This window comes from Bacillus norwichensis (assembly GCF_014836955.1).
Taxonomy (GTDB): Bacteria; Bacillota; Bacilli; order Bacillales; family Bacillaceae_C; genus Siminovitchia; species Siminovitchia norwichensis.
Genome location: NZ_JACSPV010000007.1, coordinates 14945 through 39257, shown reverse-complemented (window position 1 = coordinate 39257; position 24313 = coordinate 14945). Strand labels below are relative to the sequence as shown.

The 24313-nt window shown below is 40.9% G+C and carries 24 protein-coding genes and 1 tRNA gene; 22 read left to right on the top strand and 3 right to left on the bottom strand.

Annotated features, from left to right (window positions below; all coding sequences use genetic code 11):
* The first annotated feature begins 463 nt into the window (after nucleotides 1–463).
* The 15 genes from uvrB to H9631_RS05700 all read left to right on the top strand — a co-directional run bounded on the left by uvrB (nucleotide 464) and on the right by H9631_RS05700 (nucleotide 17750).
* Nucleotides 464–2440 carry an excinuclease ABC subunit UvrB gene (uvrB, locus tag H9631_RS05770; RefSeq protein WP_191810844.1) on the top strand — a complete coding sequence of 659 codons (1977 nt, stop codon included), beginning with the start codon at nucleotides 464–466 and terminating at the stop codon, nucleotides 2438–2440.
* Between the two features lie 7 nt (nucleotides 2441–2447).
* On the top strand, nucleotides 2448–5333 hold the full coding sequence (uvrA, locus tag H9631_RS05765) for an excinuclease ABC subunit UvrA (protein WP_191810842.1): 2886 nt from the start codon (nucleotides 2448–2450) through the stop codon (nucleotides 5331–5333).
* A gap of 73 nt (nucleotides 5334–5406) precedes the next feature.
* The gene (locus H9631_RS05760) at nucleotides 5407–6591 is read left to right on the top strand and encodes a DUF4097 family beta strand repeat-containing protein (protein ID WP_191810840.1); all 1185 of its coding nucleotides are present in this window, start codon (nucleotides 5407–5409) and stop codon (nucleotides 6589–6591) included.
* A gap of 3 nt (nucleotides 6592–6594) precedes the next feature.
* A complete protein-coding gene (locus H9631_RS05755; RefSeq protein ID WP_191810838.1) occupies nucleotides 6595–6951 on the top strand; it encodes a phage holin family protein in 357 nt (118 codons plus the stop codon).
* A 212-nt stretch (nucleotides 6952–7163) separates the two neighbouring features.
* Entirely contained in the window at nucleotides 7164–8099 is a 936-nt protein-coding gene (gene hprK, locus H9631_RS05750; protein WP_191810836.1) for an HPr(Ser) kinase/phosphatase, read from the top strand.
* A gap of 203 nt (nucleotides 8100–8302) precedes the next feature.
* Nucleotides 8303–9112: a prolipoprotein diacylglyceryl transferase gene (gene lgt, locus H9631_RS05745; protein WP_191810834.1), complete on the top strand. Its 810-nt coding sequence runs from the start codon at nucleotides 8303–8305 to the stop codon at nucleotides 9110–9112.
* A gap of 29 nt (nucleotides 9113–9141) precedes the next feature.
* Complete coding sequence (locus H9631_RS05740) at nucleotides 9142–10080, top strand: nucleoside recognition domain-containing protein (RefSeq protein ID WP_191810832.1); 939 nt, start codon at nucleotides 9142–9144, stop codon at nucleotides 10078–10080.
* Nucleotides 10080–10730, top strand: coding sequence for a pyrophosphatase PpaX (gene ppaX, locus H9631_RS05735; RefSeq protein ID WP_191810830.1), 651 nt, complete (start codon nucleotides 10080–10082; stop codon nucleotides 10728–10730). The genes H9631_RS05740 and ppaX overlap by 1 nt, the downstream gene beginning before the upstream one ends.
* Entirely contained in the window at nucleotides 10727–11257 is a 531-nt protein-coding gene (locus tag H9631_RS05730; protein ID WP_191810828.1) for an acyltransferase, read from the top strand. Before ppaX ends, H9631_RS05730 begins: the two co-directional genes overlap by 4 nt.
* A 214-nt stretch (nucleotides 11258–11471) precedes the next feature.
* A complete protein-coding gene (locus tag H9631_RS05725) occupies nucleotides 11472–12983 on the top strand; it encodes a tetratricopeptide repeat protein (protein WP_191810826.1) in 1512 nt (503 codons plus the stop codon).
* 150 nt (nucleotides 12984–13133) lie between these two features.
* A complete protein-coding gene (gene trxB / locus H9631_RS05720) occupies nucleotides 13134–14081 on the top strand; it encodes a thioredoxin-disulfide reductase (protein ID WP_191810824.1) in 948 nt (315 codons plus the stop codon).
* Between the two features lie 525 nt (nucleotides 14082–14606).
* Entirely contained in the window at nucleotides 14607–15500 is an 894-nt protein-coding gene (rapZ, locus tag H9631_RS05715; RefSeq protein ID WP_191810822.1) for an RNase adapter RapZ, read from the top strand.
* A complete protein-coding gene (locus H9631_RS05710) occupies nucleotides 15497–16480 on the top strand; it encodes a gluconeogenesis factor YvcK family protein (RefSeq protein WP_191810820.1) in 984 nt (327 codons plus the stop codon). The genes rapZ and H9631_RS05710 overlap by 4 nt, the downstream gene beginning before the upstream one ends.
* Nucleotides 16481–16504: 24 nt before the next feature.
* Entirely contained in the window at nucleotides 16505–17464 is a 960-nt protein-coding gene (whiA, locus tag H9631_RS05705; RefSeq protein ID WP_191810819.1) for a DNA-binding protein WhiA, read from the top strand.
* Between the two features lie 28 nt (nucleotides 17465–17492).
* Complete coding sequence (locus H9631_RS05700; RefSeq protein WP_191810817.1) at nucleotides 17493–17750, top strand: HPr family phosphocarrier protein; 258 nt, start codon at nucleotides 17493–17495, stop codon at nucleotides 17748–17750.
* Nucleotides 17751–17819: 69 nt separating this feature from the next.
* On the opposite strand, the gene clpP is transcribed toward H9631_RS05700, so the two are convergent.
* The gene (clpP, locus tag H9631_RS05695) at nucleotides 17820–18422 is read right to left on the bottom strand and encodes an ATP-dependent Clp endopeptidase proteolytic subunit ClpP (protein WP_191810814.1); all 603 of its coding nucleotides are present in this window, start codon (nucleotides 18420–18422) and stop codon (nucleotides 17820–17822) included.
* Between the two features lie 231 nt (nucleotides 18423–18653).
* Between clpP and H9631_RS05690 the strand changes: the two genes are divergently transcribed.
* The 6 genes from H9631_RS05690 (at nucleotide 18654) to H9631_RS05665 (ending at nucleotide 21416) form a co-directional block, all read left to right on the top strand.
* Nucleotides 18654–18725, top strand: a tRNA-Arg gene (locus tag H9631_RS05690).
* A 122-nt stretch (nucleotides 18726–18847) separates the two neighbouring features.
* Nucleotides 18848–19852 (top strand): tyrosine-type recombinase/integrase, encoded by a 1005-nt coding sequence (locus H9631_RS05685; protein ID WP_191810812.1) that lies wholly within the window; start codon nucleotides 18848–18850, stop codon nucleotides 19850–19852.
* A 16-nt stretch (nucleotides 19853–19868) separates the two neighbouring features.
* Nucleotides 19869–20078 (top strand): hypothetical protein, encoded by a 210-nt coding sequence (locus H9631_RS05680; RefSeq protein WP_191810810.1) that lies wholly within the window; start codon nucleotides 19869–19871, stop codon nucleotides 20076–20078.
* Nucleotides 20079–20107: 29 nt separating this feature from the next.
* Complete coding sequence (locus H9631_RS05675; RefSeq protein ID WP_191810808.1) at nucleotides 20108–20341, top strand: hypothetical protein; 234 nt, start codon at nucleotides 20108–20110, stop codon at nucleotides 20339–20341.
* Nucleotides 20342–20379: 38 nt separating this feature from the next.
* Entirely contained in the window at nucleotides 20380–20532 is a 153-nt protein-coding gene (locus H9631_RS05670) for a hypothetical protein (protein WP_191810806.1), read from the top strand.
* Between the two features lie 653 nt (nucleotides 20533–21185).
* Nucleotides 21186–21416 (top strand): hypothetical protein, encoded by a 231-nt coding sequence (locus tag H9631_RS05665; protein WP_191810804.1) that lies wholly within the window; start codon nucleotides 21186–21188, stop codon nucleotides 21414–21416.
* 965 nt (nucleotides 21417–22381) lie between these two features.
* Here H9631_RS05665 and H9631_RS05660 read toward each other — a convergent pair.
* Nucleotides 22382–23050: a hypothetical protein gene (locus H9631_RS05660; protein WP_191810802.1), complete on the bottom strand. Its 669-nt coding sequence runs from the start codon at nucleotides 23048–23050 to the stop codon at nucleotides 22382–22384.
* A gap of 28 nt (nucleotides 23051–23078) precedes the next feature.
* On the bottom strand, nucleotides 23079–23387 hold the full coding sequence (locus tag H9631_RS05655) for a helix-turn-helix domain-containing protein (RefSeq protein ID WP_225220888.1): 309 nt from the start codon (nucleotides 23385–23387) through the stop codon (nucleotides 23079–23081).
* A gap of 249 nt (nucleotides 23388–23636) precedes the next feature.
* On the opposite strand from H9631_RS05655, the gene H9631_RS05650 reads away from it, so the two are divergent.
* Entirely contained in the window at nucleotides 23637–24272 is a 636-nt protein-coding gene (locus H9631_RS05650; RefSeq protein ID WP_191810800.1) for a hypothetical protein, read from the top strand.
* Nucleotides 24273–24313 lie beyond the last annotated feature (41 nt).

Sequence of the window (24313 nt, the reverse complement as noted above, 5' to 3'; positions counted from 1 at the left end):
ATAAAGTAAAACAAATCTAGTTTTGCAGATTCTGTTATTGGCCTATGCAGAAGCTGTGAGAACATAGATGTCAGGAAATATATATATGCTTTTTCTACAATTAGACCGGTTGGATTAAAGTCCGACCGGTCTATTTTATGACTCAAATTTTGGAAAAAATTGAATTTGTTTCATATTTTCTATAGCTAAGGAGTGAATGGTAAGAAGGTGTATTTGAACATACCATATTTTGTATTATTGTTGTAATCACAACCGGGATTTGACGAAAGAGCATTAAATCAGGCCGCCAACCATTGATAAAAATCCAGTTGAGTAACTCTATGATTTTATACAATGTCGAAAGTACGTTCGCATATTTCTGGTTATGAAAGGACCGTTTGTGGTAAAATGACTATATTGATTATTTTAAGTGAAAATACTGCAGAGTTTATAGATATTGAAAGAAAAACGGGAGGGTGCCGGCGTGAAAAACCAGTTTGAAGTAGTATCGAAATACAAGCCTGCTGGTGACCAGCCAAGGGCGATTGAACGTCTGGTCGAAGGATTCAGTTCAGGAAAAAAATATCAGACGCTTTTGGGGGCGACGGGCACGGGAAAGACGTTCACTGTCTCAAATATGATAAGGGAAATGAACAAGCCGACTCTTGTTATTGCCCATAATAAAACGTTAGCAGGGCAGTTGTACAGCGAATTCAAGGAGTTTTTTCCGAACAATGCAGTTGAGTACTTTGTTAGTTTCTATGACTATTATCAACCTGAAGCATATGTTCCGCAGACAGATACGTTCATTGAAAAAGATTCCAGTGTAAACGATGAAATCAATAGGCTCAGGCACTCGGCAACTTCTTCTTTGTTTGAACGGAATGATGTCATTATTATTGCCAGTGTATCCTGCATTTATGGGCTCGGTTCCCCGGAAGAGTACCGGGATCACGTCCTGTCGCTTCGGACAGGGATGGAAATCGAGAGGAACCAGCTTTTGCGCCGACTCGTTGATCTTCAATATGCCCGAAACGACATCGAATTTACGAATGGAACGTTCCGTGTGCGTGGGGATGTCGTAGAGATTTTTCCTATTGCTCGCGAGGAACAGTGTATCCGAGTTGAATTTTTCGGTGATGAAATTGAACGAATTCGTGTAGTGGATGCTTTGACTGGAGAAATTGTTGGCGACCGAGAGCACGCGGCCATTTTCCCTGCTTCCCACTATGTAACCGGTGAGGAAAAGCTAAGGGTTGCCATTCAGAATATTGAACTTGAACTGGAAGAACGGCTAACCCAACTGAGGGCAGAAGAAAAATTACTAGAAGCGCAACGACTCGAACAGCGAACAAGATACGACTTGGAAATGATGAGGGAAATGGGATTTTGTTCAGGGATTGAAAACTACTCCCGTCATTTGACTTTAAGGCCGGCAGGGGCGACTCCTTTCACGTTGCTAGACTATTTTCCAAATGATTTTCAAATTGTTGTTGATGAATCACACGTTACGCTTCCACAAATCCGTGGAATGTACAATGGCGACCAAGCACGGAAGCAAGTATTAGTCGATCATGGTTTTCGACTGCCGTCTGCACTTGATAACCGTCCTCTCATGTTCGAAGAATTTGAGAAGCATATTAACCAGATCGTCTTTGTATCTGCAACACCCGGACCATATGAATTGGAAAAAACTCCAGAAATGGTTGAGCAGATTATCCGTCCGACGGGACTGCTTGATCCAACAATTGATATTCGTTCTATCGAAGGGCAAATCGATGACTTGCTTGGGGAAATTAATGAACGGGTTGAAAGAAACGAACGGGTTCTGGTGACGACACTTACGAAAAAAATGTCGGAGGATTTAACGGACTATTTAAAGGACGTTGGGGTAAAAGTGCAGTATCTGCATTCTGAAATTAAAACGTTGGAACGGATAGAAATTATCCGCGATTTAAGACTCGGAAAATATGACGTTTTGATCGGAATTAACCTTCTGCGTGAAGGGTTGGATATACCGGAAGTCTCTTTAGTGGCCATTCTCGATGCGGATAAAGAAGGTTTCCTTCGTTCCGAGCGTTCGCTTATCCAGACAATTGGGCGGGCAGCGAGAAACGCAAACGGACATGTGATTATGTACGCAGATAAAATCACTGATTCTATGGATCAAGCGATTAAAGAAACGAAGCGGAGACGTGCTATACAGGAAGAATATAACCAGAAGCATGGTATTACACCAACCACGATCCAGAAAGATGTCCGCGATGTTATTCGAGCAACAACCGCCGCGGAAGAGACTGAAGAATACACATATGAAAATACAAAGAAATTAACCAAAAAGGAAAAAGACAAGCTAATCACTTCAATGGAGAAAGAAATGAAAGAAGCGGCAAAATCGCTTGATTTTGAAAGGGCGGCTCAGCTGCGCGATGCCATTTTGGAGTTGAAAGCGGAAGGATGAAACAGCGATGGCACTAGAAAAAATTATTGTTAAAGGTGCACGTGCCCATAACTTAAAAGATATCGATGTAACGATTCCAAGGGACCAGCTCGTCGTGGTTACAGGGCTTTCTGGTTCCGGAAAATCCTCGTTAGCGTTTGATACCATTTATGCGGAAGGACAGCGGCGCTATGTTGAGTCGTTGTCCGCTTACGCAAGACAATTCTTGGGACAGATGGACAAACCGGACGTTGATGCTATTGAAGGGCTGTCACCGGCTATTTCAATCGACCAAAAAACAACAAGCAAAAATCCGCGTTCAACTGTTGGAACGGTGACGGAAATTTATGACTATCTTCGCTTGTTGTTTGCTCGGGTGGGCCGGCCAATTTGTCCTGTTCATGGAATTGAAATCACATCCCAGACAATTGAACAAATGGTTGATCGGATTATGGACTATCCTGAAAAGACAAGAATTCAGGTGCTTGCTCCTATTATCTCTGGAAGAAAAGGTGCCCATGTCAAGGTGATTGAGGACATAAAAAAGCAGGGCTTTGTTCGTGTGCGAGTAGACGGTGAGATTCTGGATATTACTGAAGACATTCAACTTGAAAAAAATAAGAAACATTCGATTGAGGTTGTTGTTGACAGGATTGTGATTAAAGAAGAGATAGAAGCGCGTTTGGCAGATTCTCTTGAAACCGCGCTCGGCCTAGGCGACGGAAAAGTCATGATTGATGTGATCGGAGAAGAGGAACTGCTGTTCAGCGAACACCACGCATGTCCGGAATGCGGATTTTCCATTGATAAATTGGAACCGCGTATGTTTTCATTCAACAGCCCATTTGGAGCATGCCCGGAATGTGATGGTCTTGGATCGAAGCTTGAAGTCGATAAGGACCTCGTCATTCCAGATGCTTCTTTGACATTGAACGAAGGGGCGATCGTTCCCTGGATTCCCGTCAGTTCACAGTATTATCCGCAGCTTTTAAAAACAGTGTGCAAACATTATGGAATTGACATGGATGTTCCTGTGAAGGATTTGCCGAAGGATCAGTTAAATAAAATTTTATATGGTTCTGGGACCGATTTGATTCACTTTCGCTATAAAAATGATTTTGGTCAGGTTCGGGAAAGCAACATCAGATTTGAAGGTGTATTCAAGAATGTAGAGCGCCGTTATCATGAAACAAGCTCCGATTATATTAGAGAACAGATGGAAAAATATATGGCGGATCAGTCTTGTCCACGTTGTAAGGGTTACAGGCTGAAGGAAGAAAGTCTCGCGGTTAAAATCGAAGACAAGCATATCGGACAAGTGACGGAGCTATCTATCCAGGATGCCTCGAAATTTTTCCAGACCATTCACTTGTCTGAAAAAGAGATGCAGATTGCGCATATGATTCTGAAAGAGATTGATGAGCGGCTGAGCTTTCTTGTCAATGTTGGCCTTGATTATCTAACGTTGAGCAGGGCGGCAGGTACGCTTTCCGGAGGAGAAGCACAGCGGATCAGGCTGGCTACGCAGATCGGTTCCCGCTTGACTGGTGTATTGTATGTACTTGATGAACCATCCATTGGTCTTCACCAACGGGATAACGACCGGTTGATTGATACGTTGAAAAATATGCGAGATATCGGTAATACGTTGATTGTGGTTGAGCATGACGAGGATACGATACTGGCTGCAGATTATTTGATCGACATTGGGCCTGGAGCAGGTGTACATGGTGGGGAAGTAGTGGCCATCGGTACGCCGAATGAGGTGATGAAACAGCCGGATTCATTGACAGGACAATACTTATCCGGAGAAAAGTTCATTCAGCTACCATTTGAGCGTCGTACTTCTGACGGCCGCTTCATTGAAATAAAGGGAGCAAAGGAAAACAATTTAAAAAATGTGAATGTAAAGATTCCACTTGGCGTATTCGTTGCTGTTACGGGAGTTTCCGGTTCTGGGAAAAGTACATTGATCAATGAAATATTACACAAATCTCTTGCGATGAAGCTTCATAAAGCAAAAGCCAAACCCGGAGCTCATAAAGAAATTAAGGGAATAGATCACTTGGAAAAAGTGATTGATATTGACCAGTCACCGATCGGACGGACTCCGCGTTCCAACCCAGCTACGTATACTGGTGTATTTGACGATGTCCGCGATGTGTTCGCTTCTACTAATGAGGCTAAAGTAAGAGGTTATAAAAAAGGCCGCTTCAGTTTTAATGTCAAGGGTGGAAGATGCGAGGCATGTCGTGGGGACGGTATTATCAAGATTGAGATGCACTTTTTACCTGATGTGTATGTCCCGTGTGAGGTGTGCCATGGTAAAAGGTATAATCGGGAAACACTGGAAGTAAAATATAAAGGTAAAAATATTGCAGATGTTCTGGACATGACGATTGAGGCTGGATTGGAGTTTTTCGAAAACATTCCGAAAATCAAACGGAAGCTGCAGACAATTGCTGATGTAGGGCTCGGCTACATGAAGCTGGGTCAACCGGCAACGACACTGTCTGGTGGAGAAGCGCAGAGAGTGAAGCTAGCATCTGAGCTTCACAGGCGTTCAAATGGCCGCTCCATTTACATTTTGGATGAACCGACAACAGGACTTCATGCTGATGATATAGCAAGGCTATTAAACGTTTTACAGCGGCTTGTTGATAATGGAAACACGGTTCTCGTCATTGAGCATAATCTGGATGTGATTAAGACAACCGATTATATCATTGATCTCGGGCCGGAAGGCGGCGATAAGGGTGGAACAATTGTTGCTACCGGAACGCCTGAAAAAATTGCAAGTTCCCCTGAATCCCACACAGGCCAATATTTGCAGCCGATTTTAGAAAGGGATAGAGCACGCATGAAACGTCTAATCACCTCCCAAGAAATGAAAGAAAAAGCCATTGCTAAGTAATTTTTGCTGAAAATGAAACATTTTTCTGTTCATCTCGTATTACATGGAAGATGAAAAAATAGGAGGATTGACCATGAATCAGGATCGAAAACGAATACTTGAAATGGTACAAGAAGGAAAGCTGTCGGCCCAGGAAGCTATCGTTCTGCTCGATGCATTAGAAAACGGGAATGCTGAAGGCACCAAGGAAGAGCCTTCAAACCTTGAAGAGCAATGGACGGGAACAACTCTACAGGCCGAGTCGAAAGCGGAATCCAATTCAGGATCGACTCATAGGTCAACACAAAATGAACAGAGTAAATCGAAGGAATCCGGTTCGGGCGATGACACTTTCTATTCGCAGATTGAGCAGGCTGGTGAAAGAATTTTCGACTTTGTTAATACTGCTCTTCGTAAAATCAAGGATATAGATTGGCAGATCACTCAATCAGTGGAAGTGCCTCATGTTTTCCAGCAGGCAGATGAGCAAGTTGAACGAATCGATATTGATATTGCCAATGGTCCAGTTCGTGTCATCGCGTGGGAGCAGCAGGAAATCCGTGTAGAATGCCAAGCGAAGGTATATCGTGTGGAAGATCGGGATGAGGGGCGTAGTTACTTCCTTGATAACACAGTTTTCTCTCAGGATAATGGAATGCTGTGTTTTGCGACGAAATCTAAATGGATGCGTGTGGAAACAACAGTATATATTCCAAAAAAACTCTATAAAAAAATAGCGGTTCGTGTGTTCAATGGTGAAATGACAGGTGAACTGCTGGAAACCGAGCATCTAATTGTAAAAACAACGAACGGAAAAGTTGATTTGACCGGTATTTCAGGGAAGAAGCTTGATGTGGATACAGTAAATGGTCAAATAAAAGTGGTTGATTTAAATGCAGACCGGGTTGAGGCTGAAACAGTGAACGGTGCAATTGACCTGTCAGGGTTCTACAAAAAGGCTGAATTGAAATCTTTTAATGGGAACATTCAGTGTACATTGGAGCAGTCCGGAGCTGAACTGATAGAAGCTAAAGCAGTGACAGGAAATATTTATGTAAATGTTCCGGATACTGCAACGATTGACGGAGAAGTCCGATCCAATCTCGGAAGCTACAAGCTGGATTTGGAAGGAATTAACGTTCTTCATGAGAAGAAGGAAGTTATCCAAAAACAAATGAAATTCAAACGCAGTGGTTTGGATGACCATACGCTATATCTTGAAGCAGATACAAAAACCGGTTCCGTCTTCATTCGAAAAGCGAAGCAAAAGGGTGAGTAAAACATGAGATGGTTAATTGGAATTCTCATCAACGCAGTTCTGTTCATTGCTTTTGCTGGTTACTTTGAAGGATTCCATGTCTCAAGCTTTGGAGCGGCTGTTGCGGCAAGCCTTGTGCTGTCAATACTGAACGTCTTGGTGAGGCCGCTCCTCATCCTTTTGACTTTGCCCATCACCTTGCTGACACTTGGATTCTTCTTATTAGTGATTAACGCCGTCACATTGTCAATGACTGACGCCATCATGGGCAGCAAATTTGAAATCGACGGATTTGGACTTACCTTCTTGATTGCAGTGATCATGGTATTGGTCAATTTAATCATTCAAAAGACAATACTGAATCCTGATCGCAATAAATAACCCGGACAGCCTTGGCTGGACCGGGTTTTTTATTGCCACTCTCTTATAAACCGCCGCCAATCCCGTATTAACGGCCCTCTCCTTGCTCTTCAAAGACAAAATTTCTTGAAAAGTGGAGTTTATTGAGCAGAAAATGCTAAAATAGACAAGGTGAAGTTTTTTGTGTAAAATCCAAATTTCATAGCAAGAGGTTTGGATAAGGAGGGATTCCGATGGCGAAAGTTCGTACGGAAGATATCATCAAAGAATTCGATCTGGAGTTGGTCAGTGGCGAGGAAGGGATTCACAGACCGATAACGACTAGTGATATTTCCCGGCCCGGGTTGGAGATTGCTGGTTTTTTTCATTATTATCCAGCCGAGCGTGTGCAGCTTTTGGGGCGTACGGAAGTAAAATTTACGGAAATGCTCATGGCAGGCGAAAGAAGATATCGCATGGAGCAGCTTTGCACTGATTCAACTCCATGCATTATTATAACGGGTGGAATGGACATACCCGAAGAATTGATTGAAGTATCTGAACGGCATTCGGTTCCGGTTTTGAGAACAGAGATGAAGACAACCGGTTTTTTAAGCCGGCTTACTTATTATCTGGAAAACAAGCTGGCCCCAACAACGGCTGTTCATGGAGTGCTTGTCGAGATATATGGAGTTGGTGTTCTAATCACCGGACAAAGTGGCGTGGGGAAAAGTGAAACAGCGCTTGCGCTTATTGAAAGGGGTCACAGGCTTGTTGCGGATGACTGTGTAGAAATTCGCCAAGTTGATATGGACAGACTTGTCGGGACTTCACCGGAGCTACTCGAGCATTTGCTGGAGATACGGGGGTTGGGTATCATCAATGTGATGACACTGTTTGGAGCGGGTGCTGTTCGTCCATATAAAAGAATCACATTGACGATCCATTTAGAATTCTGGGATGGTGAAAAGCAGTATGACCGTCTCGGACTTGATGAAGAAACAATCAAAATCTTTGATACGGAAATTACAAAATTGACAATACCTGTAAGACCAGGGCGGAATCTCGCAGTTATTATCGAAGTGGCAGCGATGAATTTCCGATTGAAAAGAATGGGAATGAATGCAGCTGAGCAGTTTGCTGACAGGCTTTCTGACGTAATCACAGAAGAAGAAAGCCAATTTGATTAACTTCATTAACTGAAGTCTCCCAATTCTGTAAGGGGTTAGATGAAAGCATAATGGTCTCGTCTCCATTTAGTAAAGTTTAAAACCCAGCAGAATCAAGTTATGCTTACGGCATTTTCAGAGGAATTTATTGAGCGGAGCTCGATAAAATCTGGGCGCAAATACGTCCAGGTGAATTTGATAAATTTATTCATGGAGTTGAAATTATGGAGCAGGATATTCAACCGCTGAACCCAATTGCTATAGAATTTGGCCCGTTTTCTGTACATTGGTATGGAATTATCATTGGGCTGGGCATTGCATTGGCATTATATATTGCGATGCGTGAGGGAAACAAACATCGTCTTGATAAAGAGACTTTCCCCGATCTGCTCATATGGGCGATCCCTATTTCAATCATTTGCGCCCGCATCTATTACGTGATTTTCCAATGGGATTATTATTCTCAAAACCTTGGGGACATTATTAAAGTATGGGAGGGCGGCATTGCCATTCATGGCGCTCTTATTGGAGCAGTTGCCACAGCTATTGTCTTTTCCAAATTCAAAGGAATTTCGTTTTGGAAAATTGCGGACATTGCAGCCCCGAGTCTTATTCTCGGACAGGCAATCGGCCGTTGGGGAAATTTTATGAATCAGGAAGCATATGGTGGCGAAGTAAGCCGCGCTTTCCTCGAAAACATGCATCTTCCAGAATTTATTATCAATCAGATGTACATAAAAGGCACTTACTATCATCCGACGTTCCTCTATGAATCCGTTTGGGACATTGTCGGATTTATCCTGCTGATTTTATTAAGAAAAGTGAATTTACACCGTGGTGAGCTTTTTCTATCCTATGTGATTTTCTATTCAATTGGCCGCTTCTTTGTTGAGGGGATGAGGATGGATAGCCTGATGCTGACGAGTAGCTTAAAAATGGCACAGGTCATTTCCCTTGTATTGATAGCTGGTGCTGTGGTTCTTTGGATATACCGTAGAAAAGCAGGTTTTGCAAAAGCTCGATATAATGAATGAAGATACTGCTTAATGGGAGAGAATGTTGATTGTATAAAACGTCATTGAAGCAAGGGGCTATTAATGGATTCAAGACAATCTGGACATTAGGTAAGGTCATTTTTCCAGTAACCTTGTTTGTTGTCGTGCTACAGCACACCCCCATAATGCCATGGATAATTCGGTTGATAGAGCCCGTCATGGGAATATTTGGATTGTCGGGAGATGCAGCGATCCCGCTTGTTCTCGGAAATTTCCTGAATTTGTATGCAGGGATTGCGGGGATTATGTCGTTGGATCTGACAGTTAAAGAGGTTTTTATCATTGCTGTCATGATGTCCTTTTCTCATAATCTGTTTATTGAGTCATCAGTTGCTATGAAGGTTGGAGTACCGTTTTGGCTAATACTTACGGTAAGAATCGGGTTAGCAGTTATTTCTGCTATAACCATTAATCTATTTTGGAACGGCGGCCAGGAAATGGCGCAATATGGTATGATTCCTGTGCAAGAAGAGCAGGTTGTAGGCGTTACCGCTGTCATCACGCTTGCATTGAAAAAAGCATTTCTCGGTGTTTTTCAGCTGACAGTAATCGTCATGCCTCTTATGATCGGAATTCAACTTTTAAAAGATTATAAATGGCTGGAAGTCTTTTCACGCTGGGTCGCTCCATTCACTAGGATGCTCGGAATGAAGGAGAATACATCGACAACGATGGCTTCAGGACTCGTTTTCGGACTTGCCTATGGAGCAGGTGTCATGATTCAAGCGGTAAAAGAGGACGGCGTAAGCAAAAGAGATGTGACACTCGCGTTTATTTTTCTTGTCGCCTGCCATGCAGTTGTCGAAGATACACTGATTTTTGTTCCGCTGGGAATTCCGGTGCTGCCGCTGTTGATCATAAGGTTTCTCACAGCCATTGCCTTGACATGGCTTGTGGCGGCTGTGTGGAGACAGGACGATACTGCAAGAGAAGGGAAAGTTGCATAATGACTAAAATTAACACATTGTTATTTGATCTGGATGGAACTCTTCTTGATACGAATGAATTGATTATTACCTCCTACTTGCATGTTTTTGAGCAATTTTATCCCGGAAGGTTTAACCGCGAAGACGTTCTCCCGTTTCTTGGACCTCCGTTGATCGATGCTTTTGCAAGTGTTGATCCTGAAAAAGCGGATGAAATGGTTGACATTTACCGCAAGTTTAATATGGAAAAGCACGACATGCTTGTACATGAGTTTGAAGGCGTTTATGAGACGATACGTACGTTGCACGAAAATAATTTCAAAATGGCGATTGTATCGACGAAGATTAGAAAAACTGTTTTAAAGGGGCTTGCTCTTACCAATTTAGATGAGTTTTTTGATGTCGTCATTACACTTGATGAGGTAGATAATGCGAAACCGGATCCGGAACCGCTTGAAAAAGCGCTTGCCGCACTTGGATCGAATCCCGAAGAAGCTATAATGATTGGCGATAATTATTATGATATTCTAGGCGGGAAAAATGCTGGAACTTATACATGTGGAGTAGCTTGGTCTGTAAAAGGGGAGGACTTTTTAAAGCAGTACAGCCCGGATTATATGCTTAAGAAGATGTCCGATATTCTTGATATTGTCGGAATGGGCATCAAATGAGAAGGACGGAACGGTTTCCCGTTGAAGGAGCCAATTCCCTGTGGCATATATACAAAACCGTCCCTTTCTGGAAAGTTATGCGGAACTTTATCATTATCCAGGCGGCAAGGTACACTCCTTTTTTAACTGTGAAAAATTGGATGTATCGTGTATTTTTAAACATGTCAGTAGGGGAGAAAACTTCCTTTGCCCTGATGGTCATGCCAGATATTATGTTTCCTGAAAAAATCTCTGTCGGAACTAATACGGTCATTGGCTATAATACGACGATCCTTGCACATGAATACTTGATCAAGGAATACAGACTGGGACCTGTCGTTATAGGGAATGACGTTTTGATCGGTGCGAATACGACGATTCTCCCGGGGATAGAGATTGGTGATGAAGCGGTGGTTTCCGCTTGCACCCTCGTACATAAAGATGTTCCGGCAGGGGCATTTGTCGGGGGAAATCCAATGAAAATCATCTATACAAAAGAAGAAATGGACGAAAGGCGTAAAGCCGATTCTTTTTATCCGAGTGAATGACCCTTTCAAGGGTCATTTTTTGATTTATAGAAATGAAAGGAATAGCTCCTCCAATTGAAAAATCGGTTTTATCGTTAAAAAACTACCAATCTTTTCTATGAGTTTGCATTTGACGTGCGAATTTAAGCGTTTCCCTTTTTGGCGATTTAAACAGACAAACTTGTATGGTATACTACAAAAAGCGACAAAGGACGATAGCAACGGAGGAAACACGATGTCCAGATATTCGAAAAAGAGACAAAATCAGGCGAAAATCTATACTTTTTTGCCGACAGGAGATTACTATTTTCATAAAGGGCTCCAGTCATACGATCGCTTTGATTTTACTAATGCCAAAAAGTACTTGCAGAGAGCTTTGGAGCTGGAACCGTTGGAACCGATGATTGCATGCCAGCTAGCTCTTGTCCACACGGAGACTGGAGACTATGAAAAATCCAATCAGCTACTGCTTATGACTTTGAATGAACTAGATGAACGGATGACAGAGTGCTACTACTTTTTGGCCAATAACTATGCTCATCTGGGCCTGTTAACAGAGGCCTACCGTTATGCCAAGCTTTATTTGGAAAAAGATGAGGTAGGGGAATTTTCAGATGAAGCAGAAGAGCTGCTCGATTGGATCGGGTTTAGTGACGAGGATAATCTCTCATTGATGAAAGAGCAGGAGGACCTTCTTCAAATGCAGGAAGAGTCAAAATCTCTGCTGGAAGATGGAAAATATGCTGAAGCTGTACAATTGCTCGAGGAAATTGTAAAAGCACACCCAGAATTCTGGCCTGCCTATAACAATTTGGCGCTGGCTTATTTCTATGAGGGTGAAACGAGCAATGCTTTTTCAATGACGGAAAAAGTAATTGCTCATAATCCGGGCAATCTGCATGCATTATGCAACTTGGCTGTATTTTACTTTTATGAAGATCAAACAGATGATCTGGATCGTTTGTTGGAAGCATTGGAGAAAATTAAACCAATAATTCCGGAGCACCGTTATAAATTAGGAGCGACGTTTGCGTTAGCAAAACAATATGACTTAGCTTACTTTTGGTTGCGCCATCTCCAAAAGACAGGTTACCAGGGGAACGCCGGTTTTTATTACTGGCTGGCGAAGGCGGCTTATTTTACTAGAAATGAGAAAGCGGCAAAAGCAGCTTGGGATCATCTTGTTTTGCTTGAACCTGAGAAGGCTGGCTCTGAACCGTGGAATGAAACTATTGAAGAAGCTGATAAAAGAAGTCAAGGAGATCGGGCCTTATTAAGCTTACTTAGAAGCAACAGTATCCCGGAACGGTTGTGTGCGATTTTCTTTATTGCGATTTCTGATAGACAGCCAGCGCTGTTGACTCATCCTTCTTTCAAATCGATTGATGAATTTAGTTATCCAGAGAAGCTATATTTAGCAACTGTTCTTCAAGTAGAAAAAAGGCAAAAGCTTGGGATGGGAATGAGAATCGATAAGGGACATGAAACGGCTTTTGAACTATATGAAAAGCATAAGGAGCGTCCAGCTGATGTCTTCGAGTTGCTCAAAATTTGGTTTGAAATTTTTCAAAAAGTCATAGAGGGCGACGGGAAATTTGCAAATCCTTCGGCTTATGCAGCTGCTGCGGAATATGTTTGGAGCATGCAAAGAAACGATGCGAAGACGCAGCGGGAAATGGCAAAAAAATACGGAGTTTCTCCTGCTACACTGCGAAAATATATCACAAAAATAGAACTTTATCTTTAAGTGAGCATATGTTTGGACGTACGGCAAATACTTTAATACGATATGAATGAAGAACTAATTAAAAACATTATAAAATTAAAATTGTTCTATTGTCGGAAATTTTTCCGCTAGGGACAAATACTCTTAATTATTTGAAGGAGTGTAAGAATAATGTCAGAAGATAAAATTTATGATGTGATTATCGCTGGGGCAGGGCCAGCTGGAATGACAGCTGCTGTCTATGCATCACGTGCAAATATGTCTACTCTCATGATTGAACGCGGAGTTCCGGGTGGCCAAATGGCGGATACAGCAGATGTTGAGAACTATCCTGGTTTCGAAACTATTTTGGGACCGGATCTTTCTACAAAAATGTTTGAACATGCGAAAAAATTTGGAGCCGAATATGCTTATGGTGATATCAAGGAAATTGTTGATGGTCACCCTTATAAAATTGTCAAAGCCGGAGACAAAGAATATAAGGCGTATGCTGTGATTGTTGCCACTGGAGCTGAGTACCGGACGCTTGGGATTCCAGGAGAGTCTGAATTGAAAGGCCGCGGAGTTTCTTATTGTGCTGTATGTGATGGCGCATTTTTTAAGAACAAGGAGCTTGTCGTTGTCGGAGGAGGAGATTCTGCTGTTGAAGAAGGCGCCTATTTGACCCGCTTTGTTTCAAAAGTGACTATTATTCACCGCCGTGATAAGTTACGGGCCCAGAAAATTCTTCAAGACCGTGCGTTTGCTAATGATAAAATTGACTTCATTTGGAACCACACTGTCAAGCAAATAAACGAAAAGGACGGAAAAGTGGGTTCAGTTACTCTTGTTTCGACTGAAGATGGCTCCGAAACAGAGTTCAAGACAGACGGGGTGTTCGTTTATGTAGGAATGAACCCGTTGACACAATCTGTTGTAAATCTTGGTATCACAAATGAAACTGGATATATTGAGACCAATGAAAATATGGCGACAAGCGTTCCTGGCATATTTGCTGCTGGGGATGTACGAGATAAATTATTGAGGCAGATCGTAACAGCTACGGGTGACGGAAGTATCGCTGCACAAAGTGCACAAACTTACGTTGAACGTTTGAAAGAAGAACAGCTTGCCAAATAGTAATTGAGAAGCGTAATCACCATTTAATCTGTTTGTAACAGTGTTGCAATGAAATTTGTGTATATTTATTTATGAGATATTGACCCCCTTTTTATACAATATCCCTTTTTGATGCACAGGATGATTCCTGTGCTTTTTTTATTGGATAGGAGATGTGAAGAGGAAAGGACAAGATGCAACTACTGATATTGTGCACCGTACAGTAGAACAGATACGGTTAGGGAAAATAGCGTAACGGCCAAGGAATCGTCTTCGCGCAGTTTACTTGCTGTTTGTCTATTAAAGCTGTGTACTTCAGCTTTTCTTACGGGATGACTGTGACGGTATTTTGTGTTATTTTAGCCATGGAAACTTTGCCATGGCGCTGTCCTTCTTCAAAGGAAAATAGTATAATGTGTAAAACATCATCTTTTTTTACAAGTATATTTTAAAACTACGCATAATAATGAGGAGCGTACAAGCTGCTTTTACATATCATATACATATGTAAAATCCTTGGTTTCAGATTAGAGAGGATGAATTTCCATGAATAACGGGTCCATGGAGGATATTCAGTTAGTTATCATTACAGGCATGTCTGGTGCAGGGAAAACGGTAGCTATTCACAGCTTTGAAGATTTAGGTTTTTTTTGTGTGGATAATTTACCCCCCGCATTAATGCCGAAGTTTCTGGAATTGATGAAGGAATCGGGAAATAAAATGAACAAAGTTGCCCTTGTGATGGATTTAAGGGGCCGGGAGTTCTTCGATACTCTGCTTAGAGTTATTGATGAATTATCCAATTCCAACTGGGTGACCCCGCAAATTTTGTTCCTTGATGCAGATGATGCAGCGCTTGTCCGCAGATATAAGGAAACGCGCCGTTCGCACCCGCTTGCTCCCCTTGGCCTTCCGCTGGAGGGTATCAAGCAGGAACGGGACTTATTAGAAGAGCTAAAAGGCCGGGCGCAGCATATTTACAATACATCCCAGATGAAGCCGAAAGAATTGCGGGAAAAGATCCTTACCGAGTTTTCCGCAAATAAACAGGCGACCTTTATTGTGAATGTTATGTCATTCGGATTTAAGCATGGGATTCCCATTGATGCTGATCTTGTCTTTGATGTAAGGTTTTTGCCTAATCCCCACTACATTGACCATATGAGACCGAAAACAGGGTTGGAGAATGAAGTGGCAAATTACGTTCTCAAGTGGAGCGATACACAAAAATTTCTTGAAAAAGTCACTGACTTGCTTGCATTCATGCTGCCGCATTACAAACGGGAAGGCAAAAGCCAACTCGTGATTGCTATCGGCTGTACAGGCGGACAGCATCGATCAGTTGCATTGGCGGAATACATTGGGCACACTTTCGAAAATGACTATCATATCCGAATCACACACCGTGATATCAAAAGTAGAAAGGAAATAGCCAGATGACGACACTTTCGAAACCTAAAATTGTTGTCATTGGTGGAGGCACCGGCCTTCCTGTTTTACTGAGGGGGCTGAAAAAGTATCCTGTTGATATTACGGCTATTGTGACGGTTGCAGATGATGGAGGCAGCTCGGGAAGACTAAGAACAGAGTTTGAAATTCCGCCGCCTGGAGATATTCGGAATGTTATTGCTGCATTATCCGATGCTGAGCCGCTCATCATTGATATGTTCCAACACCGCTTCAATACTTCAAATGAGCTTTCTGGCCATTCATTGGGGAATCTGATTATAGCCGCTCTGACATCTGTTACCGGCGATTTTGTTCAGGCTGTGAGAGAAATGAGTCGAGTGTTGAATGTTCATGGGAAAGTCCTTCCCGCCGCCAATCAGAGCGTTGTGCTTCATGCGGAAATGGTGGATGGGTCTTTTGTTTCGGGAGAATCTAAAATTCCAGCTGTGGGGAAAGAAATCAAGAAGGTATTTTTGACTCCTGAAGTGATTATGCCCCTTCCTGAAACAATTCAGTCGATCTATGAAGCGGATTTGATTGTGATCGGACCGGGGAGCTTATATACGAGCATCCTTCCGAATCTTCTTGTTCCAGGTTTGGGAGAAGCAGTATGCAATGCAAATGCATGCAAGGTTTATATTTGTAACCTGATGACCCAGCCAGGTGAAACAACAGGCTTTACGGCAAGCAGGCATGTGAATGCTCTGTATGATCATATGGACTGCTCTTTTATCGATACTATTCTTGTGAATAATAAAGAGATTCCTCCTGATCTTCAACATCGTTATGAGAAAGAAATGGCTATTCCCGTCTATTTCGATGTCGATCGGCTAATTTCTCTTGGGATGGAGGTTGTCCAGGGAGAAATTGCCACCATCGACAAAGGTTTTATCCGCCATGATACAGAGGCGGTGGCAAACATACTTTACTCATTATTGGGCAGGGATATGAGCCGGATTGCCAGCACTTAGACGTTGGTAAAGGAGGAAGCGACAATGTCTTTTGCCTCGGAAACGAAAAAGGAACTGACAAATATTCCTTTAAAGGATTGCTGCTTAAAGGCGGAGCTTTCAGCGCTGATCAGGATGAACGGTTCATTATCTTTTTCCAACCGTGAATTGATTGTGAATGTTCAAACTGAGAATGCAGCAATCGCGAGGAGGATATATATTTTAATCAAAAGGAAATATGATGTAGCAGTTGAGTTGCTTGTGCGGAAGAAAATGCGTTTAAAGAAAAATAATGTATATATTGTCCGCTTAAAAGAGAATGCTGAAGTCATATTGAAAGATTTGATGATTCTTGACGACAATTTCATGTCCATACGTGAAATTTCTTCCGTATTGATCAATAAGAAGTGTTGCAAAAGGTCCTATATGCGAGGGGCTTTCCTTGCAGGAGGGTCAGTCAATAATCCAGAGAGATCATCCTATCATCTTGAGATTTTTTCACTTTATAAAGAGCATAACGAATCGTTATGTGAACTCATGAACGAGTATGGGTTGAACAGCAAGACCCTTGAAAGGAAAAACGGTTATATTACCTATTTGAAAGAGGCTGAGAAGATAACCGAATTCTTGAATATTATCGGAGCTCACAATGCACTGCTCCGCTTTGAGGATATTCGGATAGTCCGGGACATGCGTAATTCAGTCAACAGGCTGGTCAACTGTGAAACTGCCAACTTGAATAAGACAATCGGCGCGGCTCTGAGACAGGTTGAAAATATCCGTTTCATCCAGGAGACTGTCGGGCTTGAGTATTTGCCGGAGAGACTCCGAGAAATCGCAGAGCTTAGGATGACCCATCAAGATGTTACTCTCAAGGAGTTGGGTGAAATGGTGTCAAGTGGACAAATCAGCAAATCAGGCATCAATCATCGCCTGCGAAAAATTGATGAAATAGCAGATAAGCTTCGCTCAGGCGATCCATCTCTTTTGATTAATAAAAAATAAGTTTGAGAAAAATGAAGGAGGAAGCAAATTGGCAGAAAAAGAAGTAACAGTAGGATTGAAATCAGGATTGCAAGCTAGACCAGCAGCGCAATTTGTGCAGGAGGCTAACCGTTTTTCATCAGATGTCTTCATTGAAAAAGACGGTAAAAAGGTTAATGCAAAAAGCATTATGGGCTTGATGAGCCTTGCAGCCGGAACTGGAGCATCGATTAAATTGATTGCTGAAGGACCGGATGAAGAAGATGCGATTCATACACTGGCGGATTTCGTTGAAAATGACCGCTAATGAAACAACAAAAGGGCTATCCTTTGAGTCTTTTGACAGACTTTCAGGATAGCCTTTTTGGCGGTCATTTTACTTTTCTTTAGTAAAGCCTTCATTTCGGTCAATGATGTGATCAATCAAACCATATTCTTTCGCTTTTTCCGCAGTCATGAAGTTATCGCGGTCAGTATCTCGCTCAATCACTTCAAGCGGTTGTCCAGTACGTTCAGCCAAGATTTTGTTGAGCTTTTCACGCATGAACAAAATACGTCTTGCTGCAATCTCAATTTCAGTTGCCTGTCCTTGAGCGCCTCCAAGAGGCTGGTGAATCATTACTTCACTATTTGGCAATGCGTAACGTTTGCCCTTTGTTCCAGCTGCAAGCAGGAAAGCTCCCATAGAAGCCGCCATACCGATGCAAATGGTTTGAACATTCGGTTTGATGAACTGCATTGTATCGTAGATTGCCATGCCGGCTGTGATACTGCCGCCTGGGCTGTTAATGTAAATGGATATATCTTTTTCAGGGTTTTCCGCTTCAAGGAATAAAAGCTGTGCGACAATTGAGTTTGCCACATTATCGTCTATCCCACTGCCAAGCATGATGATCCGGTCCTTAAGTAACCTTGAATAAATGTCGTATGCTCGTTCCCCGCGATTTGTTTGCTCAATAACTGTTGGAATTAAATTCATTTTTCTCCTCCTCTTTAAACTGTCTAATCAATCGGTCAGTTTCATTGTAGTAACTTCATGTGTAATGTTATCATACATTGATGGTCAAGAAAGGTCAAACGATTCGCTTTTTCCTGACAAAAGAAGAATGTCCTACCACCATATTAACCAACTCGCCATATTTTAAACTATATTAAGGGTTGCAAGCTTCATATTTATCGATTATAATCATATATCGTACGGTAAAAATTTGCCCTCGTAGTGTAACGGATAACACGCAAGATTCCGGTTCTTGAAATGTGGGTTCGATTCCTGCCGAGGGCGTTTCTCCGAAACGTTGATTTAAAGGTGTTTCCATTGAATTTATTTTCGTGGGAACACCTTTTTTGTGTTCAATTTTAGCCGATTTTTTCATGAAATAATACCACGAAAACTACCACGACATAATGACCCCTTGCAAAATATGCAAAGGAGGTTTCCTCAAAATTAAAAAAAGAAGAGACGTTTTAAAAAAGGTTGAAGTACAAAACTTTGAACCTATTCAAAAAGAAAAAACAATAACCTTTTCAGATGCTTCAACTGATTTTTTAAAACAATGTCAGATCAAAGGGCTTTCCCCATATACAATTCAGTATTATCAAAAAGAATTAAAACAGACAATGAGGGCTTTTGCTGAACTTGATGTTCCCCTTGATAATGTTCAAAAAGTTACAACGAAAGATATTGAAAATTTAATCATCCATCATCAAAAGGCAGGCAGCGCAATAACCACGATTAATTCAAGACTAACAGCCGGAAAAACATTTTACAATTATTTAATCAATAAAGGTTATGTCAATTCCAATCCTTATGAGGGAGTTGCAAAGTTAAAGGAGCGTCATGAAGTAGGGGCTACCTTTTCAAAAAGCCAACTGAAAAAATTACTTGATGCCCCTGACCTTAATACATTTGTTGGATTGAGAGACCTGACTTTAATGTTAGTCTTTGCCCATACTGGCATAAGGCTTACTGAATTAACCTCATTGGAAGTACAAGACGTGTCATTTGAAGGAAAGGGAGCAATCAACGTGCAACGTACCAAAAACCGTTATGCACGTAGAATACCCCTTACAGACCGTTTAAAGACCGTACTGAAATATTATATTACCGAACGTGGGGTATTAGATCATGATTCCTTATTTATCAGTGTGGAGAATCGCCCATTAAATGAAAGATCAATTCAAAGCAGATTGAAACATTATGGGGATATTACAGGGGTTAATAAAAGTGTTACTGTAAGTCCTCATGCGTTTAGAAGGACATTCTGCCGTCTTAAAGTTGAAGCAGGTACAAACCTTTTCGTATTGCAACGCCTAACAGGACACCAATCATTAGAAGTATTAAAAAGGTATGTTCAGATTTACGGTAAAGACTTAGAAAATGTCATTGAGGATGGTTTTGAAGATATTTAATCAGGAGGGACAAGCCATGCAAACAGATCAATTCAACCAATACGAGCAAAAAGTAATGAATTGGATCGAGGATAACTTTGATATGGATTCCATTGTCATTGAAGATTTTACCATACTCCCATACGGCAAAAGAATACTCGATATGCAGGGCGAAGAAATGGCTGTTTTCTTTGACTACTGGACTGATCAAGTCAAACATCTTCTTCCACAAGAATGCCAGTACTAATCAAATTGAAATAATCAGGAGGAATTACAATGCCAACAATTACCAAACAAAAATATGAAGTTTTCGCATTTATCAAGTTACCAATTTCAATTGAGGTTGAAGCACAAAATAAACGTGAAGCCCTAACAACGGGAAAAATGCAACTTGATGATATGGCAGCCATTGAGCAAATACAATTGTCTATCCAACAGACGGACGGGAATCTGATCAATCCAACTGTACATGACTTTGATGTTGAGGTTGTAAAAGTTCATGAGGAATAACCCTAGCGATAGCAGAGGAAGGAGGTGTCTTTACCCTTATGGGGGCTTTATTCTTTGTCATAGGCTTTATACCCTTAACACTTCTAGGGCTTGCAGCTATAAATATCTACCTATATGGATGGGATTCATTTAAACAAGAAATACAAAAAGAGTCACAAGTGACGGCAATCACTCATGACTCGGTTCGTTAATCACCCTACTCACAACTGAATAGGATATACCCTGCCTTCATTCTACGCAAAAAAATTGTAGTTTGCAAGGTTTAATTTCCTATTGCCTAAAAGGGCAGGGTATTCCATTGGTGGACAGCCAACTCACACCAAGAACAAAAAAAACTGGAAAGGTTATGGCTTAACCGATGCAATAACTAAGCCTAGGCAACAAATGACATTACCCTGTTTATGTCCGTTGCTGAATTGCGAGAACGGCAATTAACGGTTCGGTGGAAAGTTTGAGGTAGATATACCTGCAAGATAAGCTATAAGTATGAGAATACAAATTTGGACTCTCAAAACCTGTCATGGGCAAACTTTTGACAGTAGGCTTGTTTGGATGAATAATCCACGACTAAACAGGGGCTAAACAATACGGATACCATAACCCGATATACAAAAGTGTCGCTTGCCTATGTTCATTTGATTATTTTTTTAGTCAATTGAGCGTAGGCAACAACTTTGCTTCCAAGCCGTTGTCCATACACCTCAACCAAAAGTATAAGGGCGTAAGATCAAAGTCAAGTCATTGTGTCAAAAAAATGCGATGAAATATATCGTTTGCGATACTATATTAATAGTGAGGACAGGCGGAAACTGACCCGATAAAGAAAAGTAGGATAGCTAATTTCTTGAAGGAGTTTTGGGGAGTCAATCAGGGAACGAGAAAAGAGTTAGGACAAAATGGCCTAACTGATATATCAAAATGGCGGAGGCAAAACGGAACTAATCAACACGATAGGGTTCGCCAAAATGGCGGAGGCAACCTAGGACAAAATGGCCTAGGTGATATAGCCGACACTATCGGAGAGGGCAAGCGGAAACTGATCCGATTAAAAAGAGTAGGATTGCTAATTTTTTGAAGGAGTATTGGGGCGTTAGACACGGAATGAATCGGCATACTATGAGTGGACAAAATGTCCAATCTAAAACAACGGCAGACATAGCAAACCGTCAAAATGGCGGTTCGGTATCCGACAAACCTAGGACAAAATGGCCTAGGTGATATAGCAGATGTAATCGGAGAGGGCAAGTGGACAAAATGACCACTTGAAAACTCGACAAGACATAGCGGACTTTATCGGAGAGGACAAGCCGAAACTGACCCGATAAAGAAAAGCAGAATAGCGAATTTCTTGCGGGAATATTGGGGCGTTAGGGATGGGCGTCCGACAAAACTAGGACAAAATGGCACAGTTTCTGATATAGCCGACACTATCGGAGAAACCGAACGCACTACTAAGCGAATCCTAAAACTCCACGATCTCATCCCGCAACTCCAATCCTTAGTCTCATCCAAGAAAATAGGTACAACAGCAGCAGAGCAATTGGCATACATGACTGAAGAGAATCAACGTGTCTTGCTGAATGTGTGACATCAATGGTTATGTTGCCATTTTAGACCACAATCCAAATCTGGAGTCTGCAAAACTACAGGGTCGTGATTTCTTCATTATCACAACATCACAGCCTTTTTTAGCCAATAAGAAGCAAGGATGTTCTTTATTTTGACTGTTTAAATATATAGTGGAAATGAAAAATTGACGTCTCCCGAAATCTTGGGAGTCCAAAATCCCAATATACTTAATTTCAATAAAGATATTTAACGAACGGAATTCTCCGTTGGTTAAATTTGAGGGGATTCCAAATTTGGAATCGTTGAAATCATTGATTACATTACAGTTGGACAAAAATATCCAATAGCAAATGGAGGATATCAAGATCTAAATCGTAGAAAGTCATAAAAATAGAGGTCGATACATATTGTACATGACTAATACGTATCGACCATTCACTTTTTCTTTCTTAAAGAATCGCACCCGTTTGTTCAATCTAAAATTTCTATTTTTTTAATTATTTTTTCGACTTCTTCATCATCCCCTGGATCAATCATCACTTTCTCAGGGTTATCATTAATATCTTGGATGTATTCTTCCATTGTTTGATTTCTTTCTTCTTTTAATTGTTCAGGAGAAGGCCAACGAGTAGGAAAATCATATAAATTAATGCTTCCGTCTCCGTTACTATTATAGTATACGTTCCCCCCTGCTAGAAAATCTGTAAACAAGTGTACTACACCTTCTGGATACTTAACACTTACTGATTCTTCTTCTGAAGGATGGCTAACCTTGAGTGTGTCTATATCTTTATTACCCACTACTTCCAACCAAACACGAGCATATTCAATTTCCTTTGCTGAATAATCGGAAAGCGGATCTTTTTCTTCACTACTACTTGAATCCCCAACTGTGTTTTCATCTTGTTCAAAATGATCAGTTGAAGTTGTATCTTTAATATTGCCTTTATCAAACTCTTCGACATTTTTGTTAGGAGAATTTCCTTCGCCTGCTTTTTCATTATTTTTATTTTCTTCTTTAGTAACCTTATCTTTCCTATCGCTATCTTCGTTATTTTGTTCAGATTGACTCCCGCAAGCAGATATAAACACCGCCATTAAAACTACTGTTAATAAGATAAAGAAATTCTTTTTATTCATGTTTTTAAGCTCCTTTTACTACAAAGAATTACTCACTATCCTCTTTTGTGTCCTCCCCAAATTGATATTCGAATACGTCTGATACTTTATATTGTTTATCTATACCTTTTTCTTTCACTATTCGATTTAAAGCTTCTAGGATTGATTCAAGGGTGCTAAAGTTGATCTGTTTTACTTTACCACTGGCTATTTCATTGATTGTTAAAGGTCTAATCTTTGATTCTACAGCAAGTGCATTCCTTGTAAGTCCTAATTCTTGAAGAGTTTTAGGTAAATTTATAACAAAATCACACTCATTAATTGGTTTAATATCTCTTTTCTTTTTTGATTCACTCATTGTTATCCCCTCCCCTATAAGATTACTATAAAACACTTTACTTATTAAGTAAAACTTTTTTAGTTAAAGTTGTTGACACTTGAAAATAATTAGAGTATATTTAACCTAACAAGTAAAACTTAATAAGTAAAGGAGTGGTAGATGATTGCAGGACTTTTGTTAAGTGTGTGATTTTGTTTTTACATCGAAGTTTTCGTAGGAGCGGATAAAGCAATTCAAGTCTAATTATGGAATAAGGGAGAGGTTAAAATGTTAGCAGTTCAGGAGCAAGTTGTAGATTTTTTTGAAGTAAATGAAAAGGCAGGAATGGTATTAAACATGATTCAGTCGCTAGTTAATTCCCGAGAAGATTTTGTGGAGGTTTTACAAGAGTCATTCACTGAGAGAGAAAATAGAGCATTTTTTGTATTAAATTCAATTCACAGAAAAAGATTAGAGAATAGCTCATTAACAAAAACAGAATTTGTAAATTTGTTTAATTTAGATAGAAAAGAAGCACTGGAAAAATTATTTATCACAAAATTACTTCAATGGCATGTTGATAAATTAGAAGACTATCCTTTAACACCAGCACAAATTTACGACCTACATAAAGCAGATTTAAACAAACCGTTCCTTGTTTTGCTTATGGATTCTAAATTTAATGATATTCAAGAAAGCAAAGAAGGAGCAGCCACTCGCCACAAGTGGGATGCCCCAAATGGTAAATATACCGTGTCTGCGAATATCTACCCTGATGAAAGTGTAGCATCTGTTTTCATTCGTGTAAAAGGAAATAGGACAAAATTAAACTTTAATTATCTATGTGAAGCTGATAAGAAAAAGCTTCCTAAATATGTGATCCAACAATGTGAAGAATTTAAGGGAAAGTTAGAAAGAAGATAATAAACAAGTGCAATATTCCCAATTTTCCCCCAGTATTGATA

What these genes read in the sequence shown, in the direction of transcription:
- uvrA (WP_191810842.1), top strand. Translation starts at nt 2,448, where the DNA reads ATGGCACTAGAAAAAATTATTGTTAAAGGTGCACGTGCCCATAACTTA.
- H9631_RS05760 (WP_191810840.1), top strand. Translation starts at nt 5,407, where the DNA reads ATGAATCAGGATCGAAAACGAATACTTGAAATGGTACAAGAAGGAAAG.
- H9631_RS05755 (WP_191810838.1), top strand. Translation starts at nt 6,595, where the DNA reads ATGAGATGGTTAATTGGAATTCTCATCAACGCAGTTCTGTTCATTGCT.
- hprK (WP_191810836.1), top strand. Translation starts at nt 7,164, where the DNA reads ATGGCGAAAGTTCGTACGGAAGATATCATCAAAGAATTCGATCTGGAG.
- lgt (WP_191810834.1), top strand. Translation starts at nt 8,303, where the DNA reads ATGGAGCAGGATATTCAACCGCTGAACCCAATTGCTATAGAATTTGGC.
- ppaX (WP_191810830.1), top strand. Translation starts at nt 10,080, where the DNA reads ATGACTAAAATTAACACATTGTTATTTGATCTGGATGGAACTCTTCTT.
- H9631_RS05730 (WP_191810828.1), top strand. Translation starts at nt 10,727, where the DNA reads ATGAGAAGGACGGAACGGTTTCCCGTTGAAGGAGCCAATTCCCTGTGG.
- H9631_RS05725 (WP_191810826.1), top strand. Translation starts at nt 11,472, where the DNA reads ATGTCCAGATATTCGAAAAAGAGACAAAATCAGGCGAAAATCTATACT.
- trxB (WP_191810824.1), top strand. Translation starts at nt 13,134, where the DNA reads ATGTCAGAAGATAAAATTTATGATGTGATTATCGCTGGGGCAGGGCCA.
- rapZ (WP_191810822.1), top strand. Translation starts at nt 14,607, where the DNA reads ATGAATAACGGGTCCATGGAGGATATTCAGTTAGTTATCATTACAGGC.
- H9631_RS05710 (WP_191810820.1), top strand. Translation starts at nt 15,497, where the DNA reads ATGACGACACTTTCGAAACCTAAAATTGTTGTCATTGGTGGAGGCACC.
- whiA (WP_191810819.1), top strand. Translation starts at nt 16,505, where the DNA reads ATGTCTTTTGCCTCGGAAACGAAAAAGGAACTGACAAATATTCCTTTA.
- clpP (WP_191810814.1), bottom strand. Translation starts at nt 18,422, where the DNA reads ATGAATTTAATTCCAACAGTTATTGAGCAAACAAATCGCGGGGAACGA.
- H9631_RS05685 (WP_191810812.1), top strand. Translation starts at nt 18,848, where the DNA reads ATGACCCCTTGCAAAATATGCAAAGGAGGTTTCCTCAAAATTAAAAAA.
- H9631_RS05680 (WP_191810810.1), top strand. Translation starts at nt 19,869, where the DNA reads ATGCAAACAGATCAATTCAACCAATACGAGCAAAAAGTAATGAATTGG.
- H9631_RS05675 (WP_191810808.1), top strand. Translation starts at nt 20,108, where the DNA reads ATGCCAACAATTACCAAACAAAAATATGAAGTTTTCGCATTTATCAAG.
- H9631_RS05670 (WP_191810806.1), top strand. Translation starts at nt 20,380, where the DNA reads ATGGGGGCTTTATTCTTTGTCATAGGCTTTATACCCTTAACACTTCTA.
- H9631_RS05660 (WP_191810802.1), bottom strand. Translation starts at nt 23,050, where the DNA reads ATGAATAAAAAGAATTTCTTTATCTTATTAACAGTAGTTTTAATGGCG.
- H9631_RS05655 (WP_225220888.1), bottom strand. Translation starts at nt 23,387, where the DNA reads ATGAGTGAATCAAAAAAGAAAAGAGATATTAAACCAATTAATGAGTGT.
- H9631_RS05650 (WP_191810800.1), top strand. Translation starts at nt 23,637, where the DNA reads ATGTTAGCAGTTCAGGAGCAAGTTGTAGATTTTTTTGAAGTAAATGAA.